General features: G+C 46.7%; 21 protein-coding genes. 7 read left to right on the top strand and 14 right to left on the bottom strand.

All coding sequences use genetic code 11. The features are described from left to right. The first annotated feature begins 35 nt into the window (after positions 1-35). A complete protein-coding gene (gene mtnA, locus PTQ21_RS14660) occupies positions 36-1109 on the top strand; it encodes an S-methyl-5-thioribose-1-phosphate isomerase (RefSeq protein WP_099854766.1) in 1074 nt (357 codons plus the stop codon). 106 nt (positions 1110-1215) lie between these two features. Here mtnA and PTQ21_RS14655 read toward each other — a convergent pair whose 3' ends face one another. Next, positions 1216-1518: a YunC family protein gene (locus tag PTQ21_RS14655; RefSeq protein ID WP_017689545.1), complete on the bottom strand. Its 303-nt coding sequence runs from the start codon at positions 1516-1518 to the stop codon at positions 1216-1218. A gap of 230 nt (positions 1519-1748) precedes the next feature. On the opposite strand from PTQ21_RS14655, the gene PTQ21_RS14650 reads away from it, so the two are divergent. Next, on the top strand, positions 1749-2327 hold the full coding sequence (locus PTQ21_RS14650; RefSeq protein WP_053780514.1) for a hypothetical protein: 579 nt from the start codon (positions 1749-1751) through the stop codon (positions 2325-2327). A 145-nt stretch (positions 2328-2472) separates the two neighbouring features. Here PTQ21_RS14650 and PTQ21_RS14645 read toward each other — a convergent pair whose 3' ends face one another. Further along, a complete protein-coding gene (locus PTQ21_RS14645) occupies positions 2473-2859 on the bottom strand; it encodes a DUF423 domain-containing protein (protein WP_274570337.1) in 387 nt (128 codons plus the stop codon). 279 nt (positions 2860-3138) lie between these two features. On the opposite strand from PTQ21_RS14645, the gene PTQ21_RS14640 reads away from it, so the two are divergent. Beyond that, a complete protein-coding gene (locus tag PTQ21_RS14640; protein ID WP_274570336.1) occupies positions 3139-3615 on the top strand; it encodes a hypothetical protein in 477 nt (158 codons plus the stop codon). A gap of 120 nt (positions 3616-3735) precedes the next feature. Then, the gene (locus tag PTQ21_RS14635) at positions 3736-4584 is read left to right on the top strand and encodes a DegV family protein (RefSeq protein WP_063564278.1); all 849 of its coding nucleotides are present in this window, start codon (positions 3736-3738) and stop codon (positions 4582-4584) included. Between the two features lie 135 nt (positions 4585-4719). Here PTQ21_RS14635 and pdaA read toward each other — a convergent pair whose 3' ends face one another. Both pdaA and PTQ21_RS14625 read right to left on the bottom strand, forming a co-directional pair. Then, positions 4720-5499: a delta-lactam-biosynthetic de-N-acetylase gene (gene pdaA / locus PTQ21_RS14630; protein ID WP_072734009.1), complete on the bottom strand. Its 780-nt coding sequence runs from the start codon at positions 5497-5499 to the stop codon at positions 4720-4722. A gap of 157 nt (positions 5500-5656) precedes the next feature. Continuing rightward, on the bottom strand, positions 5657-6046 hold the full coding sequence (locus PTQ21_RS14625; protein ID WP_274570335.1) for a hypothetical protein: 390 nt from the start codon (positions 6044-6046) through the stop codon (positions 5657-5659). A gap of 148 nt (positions 6047-6194) precedes the next feature. Here PTQ21_RS14625 and cysC point away from each other — a divergent pair, with 148 nt between their 5' ends. Then, a complete protein-coding gene (gene cysC, locus PTQ21_RS14620) occupies positions 6195-6833 on the top strand; it encodes an adenylyl-sulfate kinase (RefSeq protein ID WP_063564275.1) in 639 nt (212 codons plus the stop codon). Positions 6834-6942: 109 nt separating this feature from the next. Here cysC and PTQ21_RS14615 read toward each other — a convergent pair whose 3' ends face one another. The 9 genes from PTQ21_RS14615 to PTQ21_RS14575 all read right to left on the bottom strand — a co-directional run bounded on the left by PTQ21_RS14615 (position 6943) and on the right by PTQ21_RS14575 (position 17039). Beyond that, entirely contained in the window at positions 6943-8844 is a 1902-nt protein-coding gene (locus PTQ21_RS14615; RefSeq protein WP_371121668.1) for an ABC transporter ATP-binding protein, read from the bottom strand. Between the two features lie 6 nt (positions 8845-8850). After that, positions 8851-10047 carry a nucleotidyltransferase domain-containing protein gene (locus PTQ21_RS14610; protein ID WP_269054985.1) on the bottom strand — a complete coding sequence of 399 codons (1197 nt, stop codon included), beginning with the start codon at positions 10045-10047 and terminating at the stop codon, positions 8851-8853. Beyond that, positions 10031-10513, bottom strand: a complete 483-nt coding sequence (locus PTQ21_RS14605) for a lasso peptide biosynthesis B2 protein (RefSeq protein ID WP_269054984.1) — start codon at positions 10511-10513, stop codon at positions 10031-10033. Before PTQ21_RS14605 ends, PTQ21_RS14610 begins: the two co-directional genes overlap by 17 nt. A 4-nt stretch (positions 10514-10517) precedes the next feature. After that, complete coding sequence (locus PTQ21_RS14600) at positions 10518-10817, bottom strand: lasso peptide biosynthesis PqqD family chaperone (protein WP_269054983.1); 300 nt, start codon at positions 10815-10817, stop codon at positions 10518-10520. Continuing rightward, complete coding sequence (locus tag PTQ21_RS14595) at positions 10814-11761, bottom strand: aldolase (protein WP_274570334.1); 948 nt, start codon at positions 11759-11761, stop codon at positions 10814-10816. Before PTQ21_RS14595 ends, PTQ21_RS14600 begins: the two co-directional genes overlap by 4 nt. Before the next feature lie 144 nt (positions 11762-11905). Beyond that, positions 11906-12043, bottom strand: a complete 138-nt coding sequence (locus PTQ21_RS14590; protein WP_175383968.1) for a paeninodin family lasso peptide — start codon at positions 12041-12043, stop codon at positions 11906-11908. 77 nt (positions 12044-12120) lie between these two features. Continuing rightward, complete coding sequence (locus PTQ21_RS14585) at positions 12121-14052, bottom strand: asparagine synthase-related protein (protein WP_274570333.1); 1932 nt, start codon at positions 14050-14052, stop codon at positions 12121-12123. Beyond that, a complete protein-coding gene (locus PTQ21_RS14580) occupies positions 14049-15317 on the bottom strand; it encodes a sulfotransferase family protein (protein WP_274570332.1) in 1269 nt (422 codons plus the stop codon). Before PTQ21_RS14580 ends, PTQ21_RS14585 begins: the two co-directional genes overlap by 4 nt. Positions 15318-15698: 381 nt before the next feature. Beyond that, a complete protein-coding gene (locus tag PTQ21_RS14575; protein WP_274570331.1) occupies positions 15699-17039 on the bottom strand; it encodes an MFS transporter in 1341 nt (446 codons plus the stop codon). 263 nt (positions 17040-17302) lie between these two features. On the opposite strand from PTQ21_RS14575, the gene yhbH reads away from it, so the two are divergent. Then, positions 17303-18469 carry a sporulation protein YhbH gene (gene yhbH, locus PTQ21_RS14570; RefSeq protein WP_053780501.1) on the top strand — a complete coding sequence of 389 codons (1167 nt, stop codon included), beginning with the start codon at positions 17303-17305 and terminating at the stop codon, positions 18467-18469. Then, a complete protein-coding gene (locus tag PTQ21_RS14565; protein WP_063564267.1) occupies positions 18466-19905 on the top strand; it encodes a SpoVR family protein in 1440 nt (479 codons plus the stop codon). Before yhbH ends, PTQ21_RS14565 begins: the two co-directional genes overlap by 4 nt. Before the next feature lie 65 nt (positions 19906-19970). Here the strand turns inward: PTQ21_RS14565 and PTQ21_RS14560 are convergent, their stop codons facing one another. Continuing rightward, on the bottom strand, positions 19971-22442 hold the full coding sequence (locus tag PTQ21_RS14560; protein WP_274570330.1) for an EAL domain-containing protein: 2472 nt from the start codon (positions 22440-22442) through the stop codon (positions 19971-19973). Positions 22443-22711: the final 269 nt, after the last annotated feature.

The following is a 22711-nucleotide window of genomic DNA, read 5'->3' as shown; positions in this document are numbered from 1 at the left end:
GCATACAGCTTAACTCAAGGAACGGAGGAACATCCATGACAACCCCTGAACATCAGCCTCTGTCCTCCCTTATATGGAAACAGGACAAGCTTGAAATGCTTGACCAGCGTCTGCTGCCTGAAACGATTTTGATGCTGAAACTGTATACACCCGAGGAAGTATGGGAATCCATCCACTCGATGAAAGTACGCGGTGCTCCCGCGATCGGGATCGCTGCTGCATTTGGCGTCGTGCTCGGTGCCAAGGCATATGACGGACTTGCCGTACAAGGCTGGTTGGATCATGTAAAATCCATCTGTGCTCATCTTGCCACTTCCCGTCCAACGGCTGTGAACTTGTTCTGGGCGTTGGATCGTATGATGCAAAAAGCCAGTGACCTCGCTGAATCCGGTGCAAGCATCGAAGATAGCAATGCTGCCCTTGAAGCGGAAGCACTTTTGATTCAAAAAGAAGACGAAGAAGTCTGCCGTCTTATCGGTGAAAATGCTCTTCCTTTGTTCGCAGACGGTATGGGTGTGCTCACACACTGTAATGCAGGCGGACTTGCAACCGCAAAATACGGAACGGCGACTGCACCGATGTACCTCGCTCACGAGCGTGGCATCAATCTGAAAGTATTCGCAGACGAAACTCGCCCTGTCCTTCAGGGTGCACGCCTTACGGCCTTCGAGCTTCAGCAAGCGGGCATTGACGTTACTCTGATCTGCGACAACATGGCAGGCATGGTCATGTCCAAAGGCTGGATTCAGGCAGTTATCGTGGGTACAGACCGCGTCGCTGCCAATGGGGATGTAGCTAACAAAATCGGAACATACAGCGTAGCGGTCCTTGCCAAAGCGCACAACATTCCATTCTATGTAGCCAGCCCACTGTCCACCATTGACCTGTCTACGCCATCCGGAGACCTCATTCCGATTGAGGAACGTGCTGCGGAGGAAGTAACCGAAGGATTTGGCAAACGTACAGCACCGCAAGGTGTGAAAGTATTCAACCCAGCGTTTGACGTCACACCTAACGAATATGTAACAGCCATTATTACGGAAAAAGGCGTCGTTCGCGCTCCTTTCAAAGAGAATCTAGCTGCCTTGTTCGCCAAGGATGAAGCTTAATTAGTGGAAACATGTTTTATCGTTTGATATAGGATTTGTACATGTAAATTAAAGAGAGGACTTCCCAGTAGGGGAGCCCTCTCTTTAATTGTTGATTATTCAGGGATTAGATCATCTTGAGCAATGCTTCTACACCCGTCATGCCAACCGTAATGCCCATAGCTTCGGCTTCCGTTGTCACCGACTCCATAGGTGCATGCAGCAGCTGTTCCAATGTGCGCACGCCAACCGCCCGAGCTGCAATAATTTTGCGATCCCCAAGCTTCTCATTAAGTAATCCCACATCGAGTGCTCCGCACATGATATATCCTTTGGATGTATTAATCGTCAGTAATGTCGTTTTGGGCAACTTCACTTCTACCCCGACCAGAACATGTTCTCCAACCACAATCGGCTCCATCGTCACCATAATTTCCCGATACACCTCCTCTTCCACAGGTCACGATAATTGTATGCCTCATTCTGGATAGCGGTGTGGACACCTGCGGAAAAGGATTGGAAATGCATATGGTTTTACTTGATTTCGCCTAAGTGGTTGCTCATTTTCTATGTCTCCAGCACTATGATTATTGCCTTTTTAATGATATAGTGTATTGAAGCATGTTTTTGCTGACATATCTTTTAACGGGGCTGGGATCAATGAAAGAAACCTTATCCAACGAAGAAGAAATCGGCTTTTTATTCAATGTCGATATTCTTATTAAGAGCCGCTCGAATGCATTGGCACTGCAGTCCCTGTTGGAGTTTATAAACAAAGAGGAACAAATTGCAGACTTCCGGATTCAATCCGGCATAGAGCTTGGCAAAATTATTGAAGTGACTCTGCAGTCCAAAAAGGACTCATTCGCCTTTCTTCATAAAGAAAGAAAAAAATCACAATCCAATGCAAGACAGAAGAACTCTTCACCAAATCAAGCGACGGCTTCAACCGTTCCAGTTAAACCACAAAGTGAAATCGAAACACCTGCTTCCCAGAAAGCTCCTTCAACCGAAGCATCCAACACTACCAACGGAAATTCATTCGATGTATGGATTGATACCCTTATCAAAGAAAACCGTCTTACTCGGATCGTTGTGAACAACAAGAACGGCCGGCATCAGAGCATTCCATGCCGAATCTTGAATTTTGATCGGGATACCAGCATTGTAAGCGTCTACCATGTGGATGAAAAACAAGTGTATACGTTCCGAACCAATGAAATTGATGAGTTTCTCTAACTCAATGAGCATTCAAACAAAAAGCAACTTACGGGGGAATTCCATAACATTTCCCAGGCAAGTTGCTTTTTTAGGTATTCATTCATGTAACAATGAACTGGTACATCGTAAGTTGTCCATAACTATGCCCATCCATTGTAAATCATCATGAGCGATCTTTTCCCCGCTGCCAGACGTCTATTGCTAATAACAACCATCCGACAATAAAGGCTACCCCGCCAATTGGGGTGATGGCTCCCAATATTTTAATACCTGAAATACTCAGTACATACAGACTACCCGAGAATATGATAATTCCGATAAATAGCAGGCGTGCTGCCCACTTGAGCTTGGTGGACGGTCCAAGTTGACCCGCTGTAAGACCAATAATCAGCAGTGCGATTGCATGTATCATGTGGTACTGCACTCCGGTTTCATACACGGCTATGGCGTCTGCACCAATTTTTCCCTTGAGCATATGTGCACCAAACGCACCAATAGCTACCGAAAGCATTGTCAGTACAGCACCAAGCATCATCCATTTCCGTTGCATTTAACTTCTCTCCCTTAATTCATCTCTCAACTATTATTTTAGCGAATCCTTGCAGTGTTTACCAGCCAGCTCCGATGCGGAAGGCATTTATATGTCTGGTTATATATACTTTGTTGCGCTTTTGCCTCAAAATCGACGAAAACTGGCGTTAAACCTTGATTTTTATCGATTTTTATGGAAAAGTAAAAAGGAATGCCTTCATTCTCTTGATGAGAATCATAATACCCGGATTAGGTTAATTACACTCATGACCACGATTAAGGGAGGGATAAACCATTTATGGATAATCAAAATAACCAGAATAACAATAATCGTTATCAATCCGGTTACGGCACGAATTATTCAGATCCCAATCATGACAACCTGTTTACACCTTCCCCCTCCGCCCTTGAAGATCCATCCATGGGTCGATTGAAACATTCCGGGCCTGGTATTGCAAGTTTTGTGATTGGATTGGTCTCAATCATTGGTTACATGCTGACTTTTTTTATTGCCACAATGGCTATAAATAGTTCAATTGGCGTTGTAACCACACCGATCCAAGTGGAGGAGATTGCATTACATCCAGCAGTTGCCCTGGCTTCTCTGGCTGTTCTAGTTTGTCTGATTCTTAATCTGGCCGGAATCATTCTCGGCGTGATTGGGCTTATTCTCAAAAATCGAAAAAAAGTCTTTGCTATTATTGGAACCATTCTCAGTGGAGCCATGATCCTGGCGTTTGCAGGGCTTATTATTGCAGGTATCTATATGATGTAGAAGCGTATATCCGCTTTACATTCATTCTTCAAAAATGATAATGAAATAACACTGATTCATCTCAACATGATCCATTTGATCCATTCTATTGCCAAATTTTCGTATCCAAAGGAGATTGACATGTCACGAATCAAAATTTTCACGGACAGCACAAGTGATCTGGCCCCAGCATGGATCCAGCAGCACGATATCGGTATCATCCCTTTATATGTCGTGTTCGGTGAGGAATCACTGAAGGACGGTGCTGAAATTAAGCCGGAGCAGCTCTATGAACGTGTAAGCAGGGATGGGCGTCTGCCCAAAACAGCAGCACCTTCACCTGCTGATTTCATGACGGCATTTCAACCTTACATAGAACAAGGGTATGATATCTTATATATCAGCTTGTCCTCTGAACTTTCGTCAACTTACCAAAATGCAAGATTGGCCAGTTCCGAGTTCCCGGAAGGTCGCATCTCTGTCGTGGATTCTCTGAATCTTTCTTCCGGAATTGCCCTGCTGGTGATGAAGGCAGTTCATGCAGCAGAAAAAGGGCAAAGCCTGACGGAGATTACACATCTCGTTGAAGCCATCAAGCCAAATGTGCGAACTGAGTTTGTCATCGATACGTTGGAGTATCTGTATAAAGGTGGACGCTGCTCGGGCATGCAAAACCTGATTGGCAGTCTGCTGAAAATTCGCCCCGTCATTCGGGTAGCCGATGGCAAGATGTCTCCTGCCTACAAAGTCCGTGGCAAACGGGAAAAGGCGCTGGAACAAATGCTGCAAAACACACTTAACCATAAGGAACAGATCGATCGCGATCTCGTTATCGTCGTGCATACCATGGCCGAGGAAGACGCGCTTGATTTGCAAAAGTCTCTGCAGGAGCAGACTGGAGCACGAGTGGAATTAACTACGGCTGGTTGCGTTATATGTAGTCATTGTGGTCCCAAAACGATCGGTATCATTTACAACACGGTTTTATAAAAGGCCTCTCATCACACAGCATGTTTCCTTAATGATTAGAATCATGTCTGCTGAAACCATTAAAGACCAAGCCAGAAAGGGCATCCCAAGCTATCGTAGCTCAGGATGCCCTTTTTCTATTGTAAACATGTAACATTAATAACTTTTTGTTTTCAGGTCATTCAAACTTTTGAACGCATATCCTTGCTTACGTGCCTCATCAATGATGGAGGCTAGCGCCTCTGTGTTATCCTTCGACACAGAGTGAAGCAGAATGACTGCTCCCGGATGAAGCTGTTTCAAGACTTGCTGACGTGCATACTCTGTCCCACGTTGCACTTTGGTATCCCAATCTTTATAGGCAACGGACCAAAACACATTAACGTAACCTTGGGCGTGGCTCTCTGCAAGCGTCCGGTTGTTAAAAATGCCACGTGGTGGCCGCAAGAAGGTCGCTTGCTGTCCAGTTAACCGATTGATCTCAGAACGTACCTGATCAAGCTCTGTTCTTATTTTTTCATTGGAAACTCGGGTCATATCGGGATGGCTCCAGGAGTGGTTACCCACAATATGGCCTTCAGCCGACATTCGCTTCACCAATTCAGGCTGGTCTTTCAGATAATGTCCGGTGACAAAAAAAGCAGCTGGCACCTTTTTGTCGCGCAGAACATCCAATATAGCTGGCGTAAACCCATTTTCATAACCGTTATCAAACGTAAGATACAGCTCTTTCTGTTTTGTATCCCCCAGGAAAATGGCATCATTATGCTGCAATATCTCCTTAAATCCTTCCTGATCAATGGAAGGCAACTGGCCGTTTTGGCTCTTTTTGAAGCCAAAATGATAAGCTCCATTTATTGGCGATGCTTCAGTATGTGCCGGTAATGTACCGAACGTCAATACAGCCAGCAGCATGTAAAGAACCATTCGCTTCATTGCTATCCGCTCCTGTTCCTGAAAAATTCGGTTTGTCGTTTCCTATCACGAACACCTTCAGGTAATATGCCACAGGAACAGCTAATGTATGTAAATTTCGATTACAGATCGCATCACATACTTACACACCATGGAGCCCCGGTTCTCATTTCTCCGTTCAAAACCGTTTATTGTCTCGCTCGGGATGATGAAACAATTCAAGTAAGGTCTGAGGTTTTCCACTGGAAGCCAACCATTCTCTAACCATCTCTATTGCACGTGTCTGACCATCACCACTATCCCGCCAGGTTAGCAGCTCAATTACTTTAATAATCAGGGCAGACATATTATGATTATCATGCTCAGAGCGATCTGCGCGCAATTTATGATATAGAGCCTCCTGCTCCCAATCAAGTAAAATCTCGTCACCAATGGTAGGCTTCATTAATGTGTATGCTCTACCACACTCTGAACAGCGAACCGCACTCACCTGCTCTTGAGCAAAGATTGCCCGAATATCCTGATCGCAATCCGCGCACTGAAAATATACCTGTATGTTATTGTTCATGTTGGTCTTCCTCCTGCTATGTATGTACTACATCTATACCCGAATTGTCGTTGATTCACGCTAAATTCCGCCAAATTCAGAAGGTGCTATAATCTTGTAAATATGTTAAAATATTATACATGTCATAAGTAGGAAGAGGCGGATATTCATGTCAAAGGAAGAGCGTAATATTACTTGGCAGCAATCCAGCTTAAACAGGCAGGACAGGGAAAAACATAACGGTCATCGCAGTCGTGCCTTATGGTTCACCGGCTTATCCGGTGCAGGAAAATCCTCGCTTGCATTTGCCCTCGAGCAGTATCTGTACGAAAAAGGGGTTCATTGTTACGTACTTGATGGGGATAACGTACGTCATGGACTGAATCGGGATCTTGGGTTCACGGCCGAGGATCGGCAAGAAAATCTCCGCCGGATTGGTGAAGTATCCAAGCTAATGGTAGATGCCGGGTTATTTGTTCTTTCCGCCTTTATCTCGCCAGATGCACAAGACCGGAATATGGTTAAACAGCTCTTTGAAGCGGATGATTTCATTGAAATTTATGTTCGTTGTTCGATCGAAGAGTGCGAACGCCGTGATCCGAAGGGGCTTTACAAAAAGGCCCGCAGCGGCGCTATTCCACATTTCACAGGGATTTCTGCCCCTTATGATATTCCAGAAGATCCTACACTGATTATTGATACCGAAGAGCTGTCCATCGAAGAGGCCGTGCATGAAATTGTGCAGCATCTGGAACGTGTTGGTGCTTTTCAGCTGCCGCAACCTGTTAGTAATGCCATCGTTCACTAAATGCAAATGGCAATCAGATTGAATTACTTCCCTACTACACATAGATCAAAGGCGCTGCCTCTAATGGCGCGCCTTTTTGCTTTATTCATTTCCGGATTTACCGAGAGACTCATTGCCCCACGACACCTGCCTGCATGTTTAACAGTTTGCTGAACGTGCCTACCGGATCAGTAGACAATTGCTGATAACCCCCTTGTTGGATAACCCGGCCCTCATCCAATACAATCACTCGATCTGCTGTTCGAATAGTGGATAGTCGGTGGGCGATAACAATAACCGTCACATGCCCTTTCAGGCGCTCGAGAGCCTCATGAATGTGCTGTTCATTCTCACTATCCAGCGCACTCGTCGCCTCATCCAATACCAGTACAGAAGGGTTCCGAAGCATGGCGCGGGCAAGCACCAAACGCTGACGTTCACCGCCGGACAGGCGGATGCCCCGATCACCGATAATGGTATCCAGTCCTTGGGGAAGTTTGCTGACAAACGCTGCAGACGAAGAAAACTGTAGTGCTTGCCACATCTGTTCCTCACTGGCATTTGGATCTACCAGACGCAAATTTTCACGAATACTCGTATGGAACAGAAAAGGGTCCTGAGAGACATAACCGATTGAACTTCTCCAGGCTAACAATCGATTCTCGGTTAACGGCACCCCATCCACCAAAATCTGACCACTCTCCGGACGTATGAGTCCCATAATCAAATCAATCATCGTGCTCTTCCCGGCTCCAGACTTGCCTACAATGGCTGTCATACCTCTCGCAGGGATGGATGCATACGCTTCGAATAACGAGTAGGTATCGCTGCCTTCGTAGCGATAATTCACTTGCTGACACTCGATGGACTCCTTAAGTACCAGGGGTTCAATAGGTAGCATATTGCCATCTTTCTGCTGCTCATTCAGCTTGGCCTGGGCCTTCATTCTAACCGAACGAGGACCGGGAATCGTTGACTCCTCATCATATGGTTCACTAGCATTACCCGTTTTTTCGCTAATCTCACGGCTTTTCTCGGTCTCTGTCTGTAACTCTCTGACAATCTGAAACGCGGGCAGCATCGAACTCATATACTCCAGATTGGATTGAATGGATGTAAATCGTGGCCACAACCGTGAAAAGATCAGAATGATGAGCAACAAACTTGCCGGAGGCACAGCGAGCACATGCAGGGATAAATAGATAAAAGCAGCAATAATGACAGCCGCCGATATTCGATGAATCAATTGTGTGCCACTGTTCAACTGGCTGAACTGAATCACATTACGTTCAATCCGCCCACACATACGTTCAAACCAGCTAATATGTGATTTTTCAAGCATATTGCTTTTAATGTCCTTGATTCCGTTAAAGTGCTCTGTAATGCCGTTATAATAGCTCTGGGAATATTCCGACGTCTGATCCCCAATCTGTTTTGCTCGTTTCACGAATTTTCTCAATACAATAAACAGCACCAATCCGCAGACCAAGACAAGGGTAGTTAACTTGGCAGACAACCAGAAGGCCAGGCCGATTTGAATGCCGGTGAAGATCAAGGAAGCAGCCATTTGCAGCATAATATTCGTTCCCTGACTGACACGGGCGAGTTCGGTCGTTAATATATGATTAAAATCGGATTTTCGTTTTTGGAGAAAAAAAGACCACTGCGCCATAATGATGGCACGATAGGTTTCCATGCGCAGCGTTCGAACAAATTGCTGCTGAATTCGAGTGTTGCGAATCGTCTGAAGACGTTGTAGCCACGCCTGTCCAGAGACAATGAGAACAAAGGTCAACAATACAAGCAGCAACCGGCCATTTTCCGGAAAACGATTTAAAAATTCAGATATCCAGGGTAAGTGCAGACCTGTTGAACCCATTTCAAAAATACCAATAAGACTTAACATCGGAACGAGCATATAAATGCCTATTCCTTCCATCAGACTGATGCAGATCATGCCCAGCAGGTTCCAATATAACACTGGGCCCGTTACACGATGCAGTTTCCGCATAAAGAATTGTAATTCCGAAATCATACGTTATCCCCTCTCCGTCATCGTGTTCCTTTTGATTCGCCGCCAGAACCAGAGAAACGGACGTAACGGAAAATACAAAAAATGCAGTGAACGCGGAAGTGGTAGTTGGTCTACATCCCAGGTACTCGGATACAAACGTTCGATAAAGAAAAACAGCTTCTGCCTTGTGCTTCGCAGTGCGAACAGATAGGAACGATAACTCTTTACATCTGCCGGGCTCTCAATCATCTCATTCATGAACACTACGCCGCGTCTGGCTAATTTCTCTCCCGCACGTTCGTGAGCAGACAACAAAGCAAGATAATTGGCATCCAAAGGGGTGTCCATTAATACCGAAGCCAGATGAAGAGCTTGTGAACCGATAGATAATCTGCCTTCTGCTTTCAGGCGTCGCTCCACTTTTTTGACATCCAGTGGCATATTGCGAATCATCTGGTCGATATCCAGTAACCAGCGCATTCTGAACCACCCGTGTCTTGCGCCGTGCGTCACCAAATATGCCCACAGATCCTCCCTTTCCAGCATACGGACAGGCGTATGGGTATAGGTGCTGAATCGACTGCGTTTCCACAGTAATTCAAAATCGGTTTCTCTTCCGGAATCCGGGTTAAGCCGCCAATGGATTTCGACTTGGGTTCTTTTTACAGGGTGTTTGTAACAGATATGATGTTCCCGCCATTTCCAGCTGGCAACAGTTGGTGTTCTCTTGCCTTCCTTTGATTCATAACCAAGCGATTCAAGGATCTCTTCCGCAGACTCCACATCATCAAAGGGAATGAGAATGTCCAGATCTTTAGAGGTCCGCAATGAAATATCTCCGTATAAATCATGTGCCAGCGCGGGCCCTTTGAGCGTAATATTCCGAATGCCTCGTTCACGAAAAGCACCACACACCTGCTCCATTTCGGCTGTCAGATGTAACATGCGGAACGTATTGACTGTATATTGCTGCTTCAGGTTTTCCACTACAAAAGCGGGAATAAGCGCTGAATCCAACTCTTTTATGTTCAGATAGAGTACAGAGTACAGTCGATGATGATGGGCAAGCTGCAAAAAGAGCTGCCAGTCCATGTCCTTCATCCGTATTTGGGCATCCTCAGGGGTTATTGCTGTTAGATCGCCTTTAATCATGCTCAAAATCAGCTTAAGCTCCTGCGGAAAATCCGCTGTATATTGTTCCCACTCATGAATCGTAAACAATCTCCCCAGCTCCCTTCTCAGGACACCGCTTGCCAAACACCCCGACAACCGTATATTGGTCCATTGTATCTGCTCCGGTCACAATCAGTTTCCCACTGCGCAGCCATGCATGAGCCATCATTTGGCCTTGTTTATTCCGTGCAGTACCCATATATAGAGTACTCTCCACTTTGCGGCGTTCCAGCATCTTCATCGCTGCAATTGCCATGACAAGGCAACGACTCTCCCATAATGTATACCTGCTGGCAATGAGTATAGCTTTAGAAATATTTCGTATTGTCGTCACATCACTTCGAATGAGTCCCGTCATTGGTGTTTCGTACATCGGTGTACCGAGACCAGGAGCAATCTTGGCAAAAGGCATCGCCTTTAGTATTCGTGCCCATCCAAGGTGGACATAGGCTTCCCATACCAATCCACGAATTTCACGAGGCAATGAACGATATGCTTTTATTTTTCGCAACATGGCTCTACTCTCCGCGGGTAACGTCAATTAATCCTTCATGCGTCAGATGCTCAAGAAATTGAATAACCTGCTCACGGCATAGGTCTAGTTCAATCTCATATTCTGAGGCTAACACTTCAACCAATTCGGTCAATGTTCGTTCTTCACTGATCAGATCCCAGATTCGTCCACCCGTGCTGCCCAGATTATAGTACTTTCCGTTATGGATGCTCATCATGACTTTTTCCCCGCCCATGTCACTGACAAGATTGCCTTCCTTACGCAACACACGGTCTTCCCCATTCATTGGCTTCGTTGCTGTCATTGTCCCGTATACACTCCTTTGCGCGCATATTCTGTAATTCGGTCAGCCATCTCAAATGCCGTAAAATCAGAGCCTGACCTCGTGATTCTGAAAACTTCAATACCGGCGGACAGCCGTGAAACCGTCTCGAACAGCCATTGTGCCAGACCCTGCCTGGAAACAAGTCCACTACGAAATGTATGAGAGCACAGCATGTGAAGGCGTTCCAATCCGGCAACTTCCTTCAGCTGTACGGGTTTCAGCATCTCTTCCGGTTTCGGATCAAGTTCAAACACAGCCGCAAGCGGAACAGGTCTATCATGAAAATAGTGCTGAACCGGTATCGCGTATTTCGTAATCTCCGCATGAACCGTTGCGTAATCCTGTTCCTTCATGCCGAATCCGTCCAGACTGGGCTGCCATAACTTTTGCTGCGGATAACCCGGTGATACGATTGCTCTTCCTCCTGCATCCCATGTCAGTGCCACGACATCATCCGTTAAGAGTGGAAAGCCGCGTGAGGCAAGTGCAGCTGATAAAGTGGATTTGCCTGCACCCGAGTGTCCAACAAATGCATAAGCCCAACCATCAATGACCACCGCACTTCCGTGGAGCGGAAGAATGCCGCGCTGCATCATAATGACGGCCATACATGTGCCCAGCACAAATAATCTAACCTTTTTGTCATCTGCTCCCACTTGAGGGGATACCACGATACGGCGTCCTTGTTCCATGAGAAACAGACCTGTATCTTCGATCCGAAAAAAAAGACTGCCATTCCGGGATACAAAGTTATCACTCCCCACATCCCACGCTTCCCACTGTGCCGCCAAATCAGCTATTTCAATGTTTACGTCCGTATAGGCAGCTAGAGAATCTGTATCGTTCTGTACGATTTGGAGTTCAGGCATTGGGAATTGGCTCAACCAAGACAAGCCATACGCTTTATACTGCACAGGCAACAATGAATGACTCCTCCTTCGCAATTCTGCATGTAAGTAAAAAAGCCCTTATATTCGTAATGCTCAATATAAGGGCGGAGGCGAAAAGTTGGAATATTGCCCTTTCCGCCCTTCTAAGTATGATGGCACATGTTAAAACTAAACAACTTAGGAAGTTGGATCGTAGAGATCAGCATCGTGGACAGTGATCCAGTCGATCTGTCTGTAACCTACTCCTGCCATCGTTTGGTTCACTTCCAATACTTCCAGTGCTGGTGCTTGCCATTCCTTTTTTTCCATTTGCATCGTGTTCACCTCCTCTCGTGAGTCAACTGATTAATGAACCTGTAACCCGGTTCATATCGCTACGCCCACTAGCTACATCAGAACTTTCGGATGAATCGATACACGATCAGGCTATGCATCATCAACCGCAAGTCGGGGTGGGAAGCGAGCTCCGGCCGAGGGTTTGGAAAATTCGCAAGTGCGGACTTGATTCGCTCTGTGTTCAATATGCCAGCGACCCGGCTGTCAGAACATAACGCACGCAATTCGGCAGTAAAATCACCCCAATTGGGAATCATGCGGTGCAACCAATCCGCGGGCTGAACACCGCGCACTCGCTGGTTTAACCTCACTTTGTCAGGCAGCTCAGGCGATGTAGCCCTCCGAATCAAAGCACGGTCCGTTCCTTGATTAACATATTGTTCAATCGGTACAGACAGACAGAAACGAATCACTCTGGCGTCACTCGTAGGATCACGCTCCCACGCCCGATAACGAAGGGAGCATTTGGTCGCGACAGCACCATTTTTGTTCGCAATGGCCAGGTTGTTGAATTTCTCTGCCCGTACTTTGAGCGCATCTGCCTGCGCACCACCTTGCAGAACGATAATTGATTTGAGCCGATCCAATACGCCTGTTCTTCTAGCAAACTCCGGATGGATTAATTGCACCGATGCGGCTTGGGCAGCTCCCTTTGACATGGATTTAAACAATTCCGGATACGCTTTACGGCCCGTAATTTTGGCAATTCGTGAGAACTTCATCCCGGTTCGTTCACTGTACTGCTGCATTTCCCGTAGCCACCGGAACCAGCGTCCGCTTTTTAGCAAACTGGCGTAATAATCTAGTGCTGGTCCCCAGGAGACCGTGAAGTTACCCCGGGCTCCAGTCAGTAGAATGCCTGCATCCTGCTGGCTCGCTTTTTCATAAAAACCACGAATCCAGAAGGAATTCTCAAAGTATTTATAAGGCATTTCCATAATATCAAGCCAGGTGTCCACTTCACTAAGTGGGCTTCTTCCCGCAAAATCAAGATAATTCTCTGTGATATTACCCACATGATTAACCGTAGACTGGATAAACGGTCGTTCATCTGCTAACAGTGTTTTCGATGTATAATCCGTGAAGTCAGGCACCGGAACATAGCTATACGCATTTAACGTTTTTCCCTGTCTCCGCAGTGTTCCTGAGGCAAATCCAACCACAGCTCCGGAATCCAGCCCTCCGCTTAAAGCAGCAGCCACCTGTCGATGCGTTCGCAAACGCGATCCAACAGCTTGACCAAATACCTCGCGGAATGCTTCTACATATTCCCCATCGGACTTGAGCCGTAAAGGCTCCACTTCGTCCCAGCGATGATATTGTTTCTGTTCCAGCCTTCCATCCCTGAAGCTAAGCGTATGGGCAGGGGGCAGCTGGCTCACTCCGCGATAGACGGTAGAATGGATATCTGCTGAGTCATGCATGTCGGGAATGGCAAGAAATTCGGACAACCAGATCTCATCCAGTTCTTTATGTACACCTTCCAATTGCAGCAGCGGATTCATTAAGGTACAGAAGGCAAACCGCTCACCATCATGCCGAAAATAAAAGGATCTCATGCCCGTAATATCTCTGGCAGCGAAGAGTCTGCGCTTGCGATCATCCCAGATTGCGAAGGCGAAATCGCCAAGCAGTTTCTCTGCCATATGTTCATCCCACCGCAGATAGGCTCGCAGGATCAGTTCACTATCCGACAATCCTGCTAACTCCGCTCTTGATATGGACAGTTGGTCTGCCAATTGCTCCCGATTATCCAAAATGGCATCCGACGTGATAGTCAGACCGCTCACTTCATCATATAAGGGCAATTGCTCGCTGACCGACTCCGGCGTAATCCACTGGGCGTGGCAGCTCAGAAAAGCTTCATTTCCTTTCCAGACCCCCGTTGTATCCGCTGGAACGTGGCCTAGACTGGCATATAGGCGCCAACTGTCCTCCCACAACGCTTGCTGACCATCGGTGTGAACAATTCCTGCTATAGCGCTCATGACTTTCCTCCCCGGAGTATCTTGCGCTGTGAAGCCCAGGCGCTTATCTGGTTACCAAACGGAATCAAGGATTTGATACGCTGAATCTTACTGTGAGCAGAGGCAAGCTGTACCTTCAATCGTTCCCGCTCACTGTACCCTCGCTCCAGCCGATTATCGGCTGCACGTAATGCGGCTTCCAACTGCCTGATCGTTGCCAATGCGGCCAGTGTCGGGTCAATTGCATCGGGTTCATTCGCTGCCTGATTATCCCTGTTTTCATCTGGAGTATTGCTCACTAGGTCTACAGGCTGCATCCGGTAACCTTGCTGCCAGCTGCTGCCCGTTGCTTCGGAGAATTGACGCGTTAGCTTGGATATGACTTCCTCATCCGGGCCAGCTTCGTAACGTACACCCGTCCATCGCTCGGCTTCTTCGAGCTGTTCACTGTAGCCCATCCGATGGAACAGATCTGCGCCTATCACTCGGCAATAGAATTCAACTTCCTGTGGATCGAGTATTTTTTTCCAGTTGTTAACAGAATCTTGATGAGCTTCCTGATGCGAGGACAGAAATGGATCACCGACACCCATACTATAGAACATATTGGACTTTGTACTGTCCACAAAGCGTCCATATTGCTCAATTCCCTCTTCATATCCGATGCCAAGAAAACCGCATATCTTTTCCATTTCGTCCCGAGGGTTGGAGACAAGTTGTTCGTACTGAACTTCATAGGCATTCGTGTGTTTGTCCGCAAAATAATCGTTCAAACGGAGCATACCCAGTGTGAGATCAACTGCTTTCATATTAAGGTTCGGACTCTGCAAGCTGCCAATCAGTTCGAATCCTTCTCCTGTATGGCGGTTTACCTTTTTGTAGGAAGCAGCTATGGCAAGGGGGTTACGCTGGAGATGAATGCGCTTGGACTGTGGAAACAGGCGATCAAGCCATTCCAGCATATAATAGTAACGAGGAGATTTATCTACGATGAAGTCTGCCCCACTCCCCTCCAGAAATCCGTTATAGATTTCAAGAGCAAAGCTTCTGCACGCCTTCTCAAAACCTTCGTCTGATACCATAGCGCTGTAAAACTGACGGATAATTGCACTTCCACCATAGGGGCGGGAATCAGCCTTCTGCAAATCTACAAGATTCATCAGAAACCACATCTCCTGTGTGGCAAATACACGGCTGTGATTTTGCAGCATCACGGTGGATAGCGAACTTCCACTGCGAGGTACACATAGTAGTAAGACAAGTCCGTTACCATGAACATCTACCAATGGCAGCCTCTCCTCTGTAAAATTAAAATAAGCATGCAGTTGGTATAGCTCTTTATATCAAAATCCGCTAATAATCCTACTTGGGAATAGGTAATATGGATGATGTACTTTCGACAATTTTTAGATACGATATGTATTCATACTTTTACTCTATGATACAAAATGTATCATGTCAATCTTTTATTTTCACCTTTTCATAATATCTTTCTATCCACTCTATTCTGTTCTCTGTCGTTTAAGCACTTATACTTATTCTATGACCCTCAACATCTATAACTGTTGCATAAACATGAAAAAGCTCCAGAGCAGTTTACGAATAAACAGGCCCACGGAGCTACTATTATTAATGATGAACATTAGCTATAAAACGTTAATAACTACTCATCCAGTCGATCTTGCCTCTGAGCTTTTCCCCGATATGGGATGATGCATCCAGCCCTGCCCTTCTTCCTGATCCGCCTGAATCGCATCCGACATCCCCTGCTGCACTTTCACAGTCACTAGCACTGCAATCCCCACAGCGAAAAAGAAAATTAGAGACAGAATCCCCCAACGGGTTGACCCTGTTAATTGGCCTACCCAACCAAATACAAACGGCCCAAAAATGGAAGAAAATTTGCCTGTAATATTTACAAATCCAAAATACTCTCCAGTTCTGCCAGCAGGCATCAAATTGCTAAACAAAGAACGCGCTGTCGATTGACTTATGCCCTGCACTACGCCAACCAGCCCAGCGAGCAGATAAAAATGGATGGCAGATGTCATGAAATATCCTAAGATAACGATGCATATGTAAATGGACAAGCTTACCATCAACACCTGCTTCGCGCCCCAACGCTGTGCCCATGCCCCCAGCAACAATGTACAAGGAAATCCGATAAACTGGGTCAGTAACAAAGCAAGCATCAGATCTGCTGTCCCGATCCCAATGCTTGTTCCATAAATCGTTGCCATCAGGATAATCGTGTTAATGCCATCATTGAAAAACCAGAAAGCAACCAGCATGCGCATCAGCTGCGGAAAACGCCGGATCTGGCGAAAAGTTTGGCCAAGTCTGCGCACGCCCACACCGGCATATGCTTTCCATGACTTGGGCATGTCCGGTGCTGCAGGACGACGTGGTGCATGGCGGAATAACGGAATGGAAAATACCAACCACCACAACTCTACGGAGATAAAAGCAAGTCTTGTTCCCGCAAGTGTGCTCGCCATCCCAAACCACCCAGGCTGCTGAATCATGAGCATATTGATCGCAAGCAACAATCCTCCACCAATATAACCATAAGCATAGCCTTTAGAGGAGACCATATCTCTTCGGTCCGCTGATACCAGATCAGGCAGCATCGCATCATAGAACGTGTTACCACCCGCAAAACCGATTGTCGAAATGACCAGCAGTGCAGAAGCGAGCAGCCAGTCTCCCTCCCCAATGAAGCTGAATCCGAGCGTTGCAACGATACCAATGATGGAGAATACTCGCAGAAAATCACCTTTGCGCCCCGATAAATCCGCTAATGTCCCCAGCAAAGGGGTTAACAGCGCTACACATAACATGCCGATGGAATGGGTGTATGCCAGATATGATGCTGCAGTATCTGTATCCAGTGTAGCTGCAGCCACGGAAGCGTAGAAGACGGGAAGAACGGCTGCAAGTACCGTCGTCGCATAGGCCGAGTTGGCCCAATCATACATAATCCATGCCTTAACTGCCCGTTTATTCAAATGGGATCCTTCCTTTGCACACATCCCTCTGAGGGATGCCAAGTAAACACCTTGTCCCTATTGTAAAGGAAGTTCGTCACACTTGTTCATCGTTTCTGTAAAAAAGTTCCGGACGATCGGTACAATTTTAGTTGATCCAGGAAGGCAAACTTGCGTAATTGTATCATTTTATCTACTCACGCATCACATATCGTCCCCGCCCGTGAATATACTTAATTACCGACAGGCCAAACTGTGCCGCGTAATCAATGGGGGGTGCCTACATGTCAAATTCACACCAGCCTTACTCGTTCGTCGTATCCCGGGAAGATTGGTCGCTTCACCGCAAAGGGTACCAGGACCAGCAACGCCATCAGCAAAAGGTTAAAGATGTCATCAAGCAGAATCTGCCTGATTTGATTACTGAAGAAAACATCATTATGTCCGATGGACAACAAATCATCAAGGTACCAATCCGCAGTCTGGATGAGTACCGTTTTGTGTATAACTACCAAAAGCAAAAACATGTGGGGCAGGGAGACGGTGACAGTCAGGTCGGGGATGTCATTGGTCGTGATCCCGCTTCGAAGAAACCAGGCAAAGGTGAAAAGGCCGGAGATCAGCCCGGGCATGACATTGTTGAAGCCGAGGTGAGCATCGAGGAATTGGAAGATATGCTTTTTGCGGAACTGGAGCTTCCGGATCTGAAGCAAAAAGACAAGGATCAGATTGAGACACATACAGTGGTATTCAACGATATTCGCAAAAAAGGCATGCAGTCCAATATTGACAAGAAACGCACCATATTGGAGAACTTGCGCCGCAACGCCACTACCGGCAATCCGGGTATTCACCATATCAGTCCGGATGATCTGCGTTACAAGACATGGGAAGACAAAATCATTCCACAGTCCAATGCGGTCATTATCGCTATGATGGACACTTCCGGGTCTATGGGCTCCTTTGAGAAATATTGCGCACGCAGCTTTTTCTTCTGGATGACCCGTTTCCTCCGCCGTCAGTATGAGAAGGTCGAGATTGTTTTCCTTGCCCATCATACCGAAGCCAAGGAAGTGACCGAGGAGGAATTTTTCACCCGCGGCGAAAGTGGAGGCACCATCTGCTCCTCTGTATATATGAAGGCACTGGAAATTATTGATAGCCGCTATCCACCTTCCAGCTACAATATCTACCCTTTCCATTTCTCGGACGGGGATAACCTGACCTCAGATAATGAGCGGTGTGTCAAACTGATTGGTGAATTGATGAAGCGCAGCAACATGTTTGGATATGGCGAGGTGAACCAGTACAACCGCAGCAGTACACTAATGTCCGCCTATCGTCATATCAAGATCGACCAGTTCATGTATTATGTGATCAAAGAAAAAGGCGAAGTGTACAAAGCTTTGCGCAGCTTTTTCCAGAAAAGGGAAGGAGGTAGCGTAAGATGACAGATGAAATCCGAGACCTTGAATACGCCATTGCCGAGATTATGGAGATTGCCGATGGATTCGGCCTGGATTATTATCCGATGCGTTATGAAATATGCCCTGCCGATATCATCTATACCTTTGGAGCGTATGGTATGCCGACCCGGTTCAGTCACTGGAGCTTCGGGAAAACTTTTCATAAAATGAAGATGCAATATGATTTTGGACTCAGTAAAATTTATGAGCTCGTAATCAATTCCAACCCTTGTTACGCCTTCCTGCTGGATGGCAACTCGCTGATCCAGAACAAGCTGATTGTCGCACACGTGCTGGCTCACTGCGATTTTTTCAAAAACAATGCTCGCTTCTCCAAGTCGAATCGTAATATGGTGGAGAGCATGGCCGCGACGGCTGATCGGATCAGCAACTATGAGATGGAATATGGTACAGAGGCTGTTGAAGCGTTCATCGATGCCGTTATTGCGATTCAGGAACATGTTGATCCACAGTTGATCAAACCCCGCCATTTGGACAAACAACGTTATATGGAGATGAAAATGCGGGAGCAGCGTGGGGAGAAAACGCCAAAGCCGGAAGGTCGCTATGATGACTTGTGGTCCCTTGATGATACCCAGCCCGAGGAAACACCTGCGGAGGGAATACAAGTGCATCACTTCCCACCAGAACCGGAAAAGGATGTCATGTGGTTTATCCAGGAATTTTCCGAAGTGTTGACCGATTGGCAGCGGGATATTATGAGTATGATGCGTGAGGAAATGCTCTATTTCTGGCCGCAGATGGAAACGAAAATTATGAATGAAGGCTGGGCCTCCTACTGGCATCAACGTATTATACGGGAGCTGGACCTGAACAGTGAGGATACGATTGAATTTGCCAAACTGAACTCTTCCGTCGTGCAGCCATCCAAGCAAAGTTTGAATCCCTACTATTTAGGGCTGAAAATATTCGAAGATATTGAACGTCGCTGGGATAACCCGTCCCGCGAAGAAAGAGAACGTTTTGGGCGTCAACCAGGGCAGGGTCGTGCCAAAATGTTTGAGGTACGCGAATTCGATTCCGATACCTCATTTATCCGCAACTACATGACCAAGCAATTAACCGAAGACCTCGACCTCTACGTATTCGAGAAAAAGGGCCCGGACTGGAAAATTACCGACAAGTCCTGGCAAAACATACGGGATCAGCTTGTATTTTCACGCATCAACGGTGGTTCTCCGTATCTCGTCGTTCAGGATGCCGATTACCTGCGCACAGGAGAACTCGTGCTCAAGCATCAATATGAGGGCATCGAGCTGGATCTGAAATATATGGAACGGACCCTGCCTTATCTGTACCGGCTTTGGGGGCGTACCGTCCATGTGGAAACACGGGTGGAAGATAAACCGATCTGGTTCACATATGATGGCAAGAAGCACCACCGCAAGTTTTTATCATAAGAACACAAAAAAGCGGCAAGTCCCTGGCATAAGGCGGGGACTTGCCGCTTGGCATTTCAGTGAACTTAGAGAATCGATGGAGTTCCATGCAGCCGCAGTGGCACAAAAAAGTCATGCTCCACTTCGCTTGCCGGCAATGGACGACTGAAATAATATCCCTGAATTTCGCGGCAATCATTTTGCATCAGAATATCCAGCTGTCCTTTCGTCTCGATCCCTTCCGCGATCACTTCCATCTTCAGATTTTGAGCCATCGATATGATCGTGGCCACAATCGCCTGATCACTCCGGCTCTCCGTAATATCCGTCACGAAGGAACGGTCAATCTTTAACTTATGAATTGGAAAATGCTTCAAATAACTCAGCGAGCTATATCCTGTCCCGAAATCATCCAGGCTGATTTTGACTCCAAGCGCTGTAAGTTCATTCAGAATACCTGTGGATACGGATGCATCCATCATCATGCTCTCTGTAATTTCCAATTCAAGATAGCGGGCATCGAGGCCCGTCTCCGTGAGTGCATTTTTGACCTGCTTCACTAGGTTGGATTGATGAAACTGCTGACTAGACAAGTTAACGGATACCGGAATGAGTGGACCGCCACTGGCATGCCAAAGTTTCATCTGTCTGCACGCTTCGCGCAATGTCCAGTTCCCGATCTCATAGATCAGGCCTGTCTCCTCAGCTAGTGGAATGAACACATTCGGAGACAGAACGCCTTTGTCTGGATGATTCCAGCGAATCAAAGCCTCCACGCCGATCATACGGCTGTCTTCTGTACGTATCTGGGGTTGATAATACAAGACCAGCTCATCTCGTTCCAGTGCCTTGCGCAAATACCCTTCCAGTTCAATTCGTTCATACAGCTCCGAATCCAGTTGGGCCGTGTAAAACTGAAAACCGTTCTTGCCGTTTTTCTTGACTTCATACATGGCAGAGTCTGCATGCTTCAACAACGCATCCGCTCCTGTTCCATGATACGGATACATTGCGATCCCGATGCTGGCTGTAACGTAAAAGTCATTTTCCTTTAATCGATAAGGTAGCTGAATCGCTCGAACAATCCGTTCGGCCAGTTCGGCCACCCGTTCTTCATTCCCCTGCTCATTGGTAACAACCAGTGTGAATTCATCGCCCCCCATACGAGCAAGCATGACATTATCCGTCGCGTTGGGGTCTGAATCTTGGATTGCACTCATAATTCTGCTGCTCACTTCTCGAAGAAACACATCTCCAATGGAATGTCCCAGAGAGTCATTAATCATTTTGAAACGGTCAATATCCATCACCATAACCGCAAATGAACTTCCTGCTGCCCCCGAAGTCGCGATCGTGCTCTCCAGCACATCATCCAGCTTGCGTCGATTAGGGAGCCCGGTCAGCGGATCGTGCAGAGCCTGATGGCGGATGCTTTCCTGAGCCTGTTTCTCCTCGGTGACGTCTTTAATCAGGATATGGCTTCCCTGATGTTTACCATCAATCAGTACAGGTACTACAGCGATACTTAGATCAAGAAGATTTCCCTGAACGTTTTTCATTTTGCCCATGAAATGCTGCTGTTCACGGCTATCATCATCCCACACCACATGCTGCATTTCACTTGCCCAATGAATATCAACATGCTTTGAAATCTCATCAATAGAATGATGAATAATCTCTCTTTCTTGGTACCCAGTAATTCGTGTGACTGCAGCATTAATCCCCTTGATAGCCCCTTGCTTATCCACCGAAATAATGGCATCTGAATGGTTTTCGTACAAGGCTTGATACCACTGTTCATTTTCATGAATCCGGCGATCCTTCTGAGTTAGACGCTGATTAATGAAGATGCCGAACAAGGTTAACCCCAATGCAATAAAAGTACCCGCAGCGATCAGATATGCGAGAAGTGAAGGTTCAATCTGCATCCCCGAACCAGCCATTGCATCATGTGCATGATGAAATTGTGCAGCTGACATCCCTGTATAATGCATTCCCGAGATGCCCAGCCCCATAATGAGTCCGCTGCCCATCTTGTACACCCATGTATAACGTGACTGATGCTGCCGGAAGAAAAACATGAGCCACAAGGCAGCAAATGAAGCTAAAGCTGCGATCAGGATGGATAACAACACTATGCCTGGTTCATATGTGATGGTAACCGACATGGCAGCCATTCCGATGTAATGCATGCTGCTAATGCCTGCGGTCATGAGCACCCCTGCGATCAGGAGTTTGCTTATTTTACCTGACTGCTGACCTGCAATATTTAACGCAACACCAGATGCAATGATTGCAAGCAGAACGGATAGAAAGACCTCACCTGTGGAATACGACACATGCATGGGAAGAACAAAAGCCAGCATGCCCACAAAATGCATGGACCAAATTCCCAAACCCATAGAGACTGCGCCGCAGGTAAGCCAGACATTTCGGGACATGCCCTTAGCCAGACTTACTCGACCCGCAAGGTCAAGCGCTGCATAAGAAGCCAACGCTGCAATAATGTAAGATAAAATAACCAGTTCTAAGTTGTACGTTCCATGTAGGTGCTCCACTCACTTTGTCCTTTCAACCGGGAAATGCCTTGTATGTATGCAAAATGTAAAAAAAAGCGAGTGCGCTGTCTGGATGACAGGCACTCCCTCCACATCATTTGTCTGGAGACCACCGACTTGTTATAAAGCCAAAGTCATACATCTCTAACCCGTTAATATTGATGTATATAGTCTAAACGTCCCAGACGTGAAAATCAACACTTTTTTCCAGATAAAACGAATGTTTAGTATTGTCGAATTCCCATTCACCACGCGCCTTGCAGGCGTTT

Source organism: Paenibacillus marchantiae, from assembly GCF_028771845.1.
Classification (GTDB): domain Bacteria; phylum Bacillota; class Bacilli; order Paenibacillales; family Paenibacillaceae; genus Paenibacillus; species Paenibacillus marchantiae.
The sequence above is the reverse complement of the archived record's forward strand: the minus strand, read 5'-3'. Positions and strand labels throughout refer to the sequence as shown.

Bases quoted from the DNA above. Each gene is read 5' to 3' on its own strand.
- yhbH (WP_053780501.1), top strand. From the start codon at position 17,303: ATGTCAAATTCACACCAGCCTTACTCGTTCGTCGTATCCCGGGAAGAT.
- mtnA (WP_099854766.1), top strand. From the start codon at position 36: ATGACAACCCCTGAACATCAGCCTCTGTCCTCCCTTATATGGAAACAG.
- PTQ21_RS14605 (WP_269054984.1), bottom strand. From the start codon at position 10,513: ATGTTGCGAAAAATAAAAGCATATCGTTCATTGCCTCGTGAAATTCGT.
- PTQ21_RS14600 (WP_269054983.1), bottom strand. From the start codon at position 10,817: ATGACAGCAACGAAGCCAATGAATGGGGAAGACCGTGTGTTGCGTAAG.
- PTQ21_RS14640 (WP_274570336.1), top strand. From the start codon at position 3,139: ATGGATAATCAAAATAACCAGAATAACAATAATCGTTATCAATCCGGT.
- PTQ21_RS14590 (WP_175383968.1), bottom strand. From the start codon at position 12,043: ATGCAAATGGAAAAAAAGGAATGGCAAGCACCAGCACTGGAAGTATTG.
- PTQ21_RS14625 (WP_274570335.1), bottom strand. From the start codon at position 6,046: ATGAACAATAACATACAGGTATATTTTCAGTGCGCGGATTGCGATCAG.
- PTQ21_RS14565 (WP_063564267.1), top strand. From the start codon at position 18,466: ATGACAGATGAAATCCGAGACCTTGAATACGCCATTGCCGAGATTATG.
- pdaA (WP_072734009.1), bottom strand. From the start codon at position 5,499: ATGAAGCGAATGGTTCTTTACATGCTGCTGGCTGTATTGACGTTCGGT.
- PTQ21_RS14635 (WP_063564278.1), top strand. From the start codon at position 3,736: ATGTCACGAATCAAAATTTTCACGGACAGCACAAGTGATCTGGCCCCA.
- PTQ21_RS14645 (WP_274570337.1), bottom strand. From the start codon at position 2,859: ATGCAACGGAAATGGATGATGCTTGGTGCTGTACTGACAATGCTTTCG.
- PTQ21_RS14655 (WP_017689545.1), bottom strand. From the start codon at position 1,518: ATGGTGACGATGGAGCCGATTGTGGTTGGAGAACATGTTCTGGTCGGG.
- PTQ21_RS14650 (WP_053780514.1), top strand. From the start codon at position 1,749: ATGAAAGAAACCTTATCCAACGAAGAAGAAATCGGCTTTTTATTCAAT.
- PTQ21_RS14585 (WP_274570333.1), bottom strand. From the start codon at position 14,052: ATGAGCGCTATAGCAGGAATTGTTCACACCGATGGTCAGCAAGCGTTG.
- cysC (WP_063564275.1), top strand. From the start codon at position 6,195: ATGTCAAAGGAAGAGCGTAATATTACTTGGCAGCAATCCAGCTTAAAC.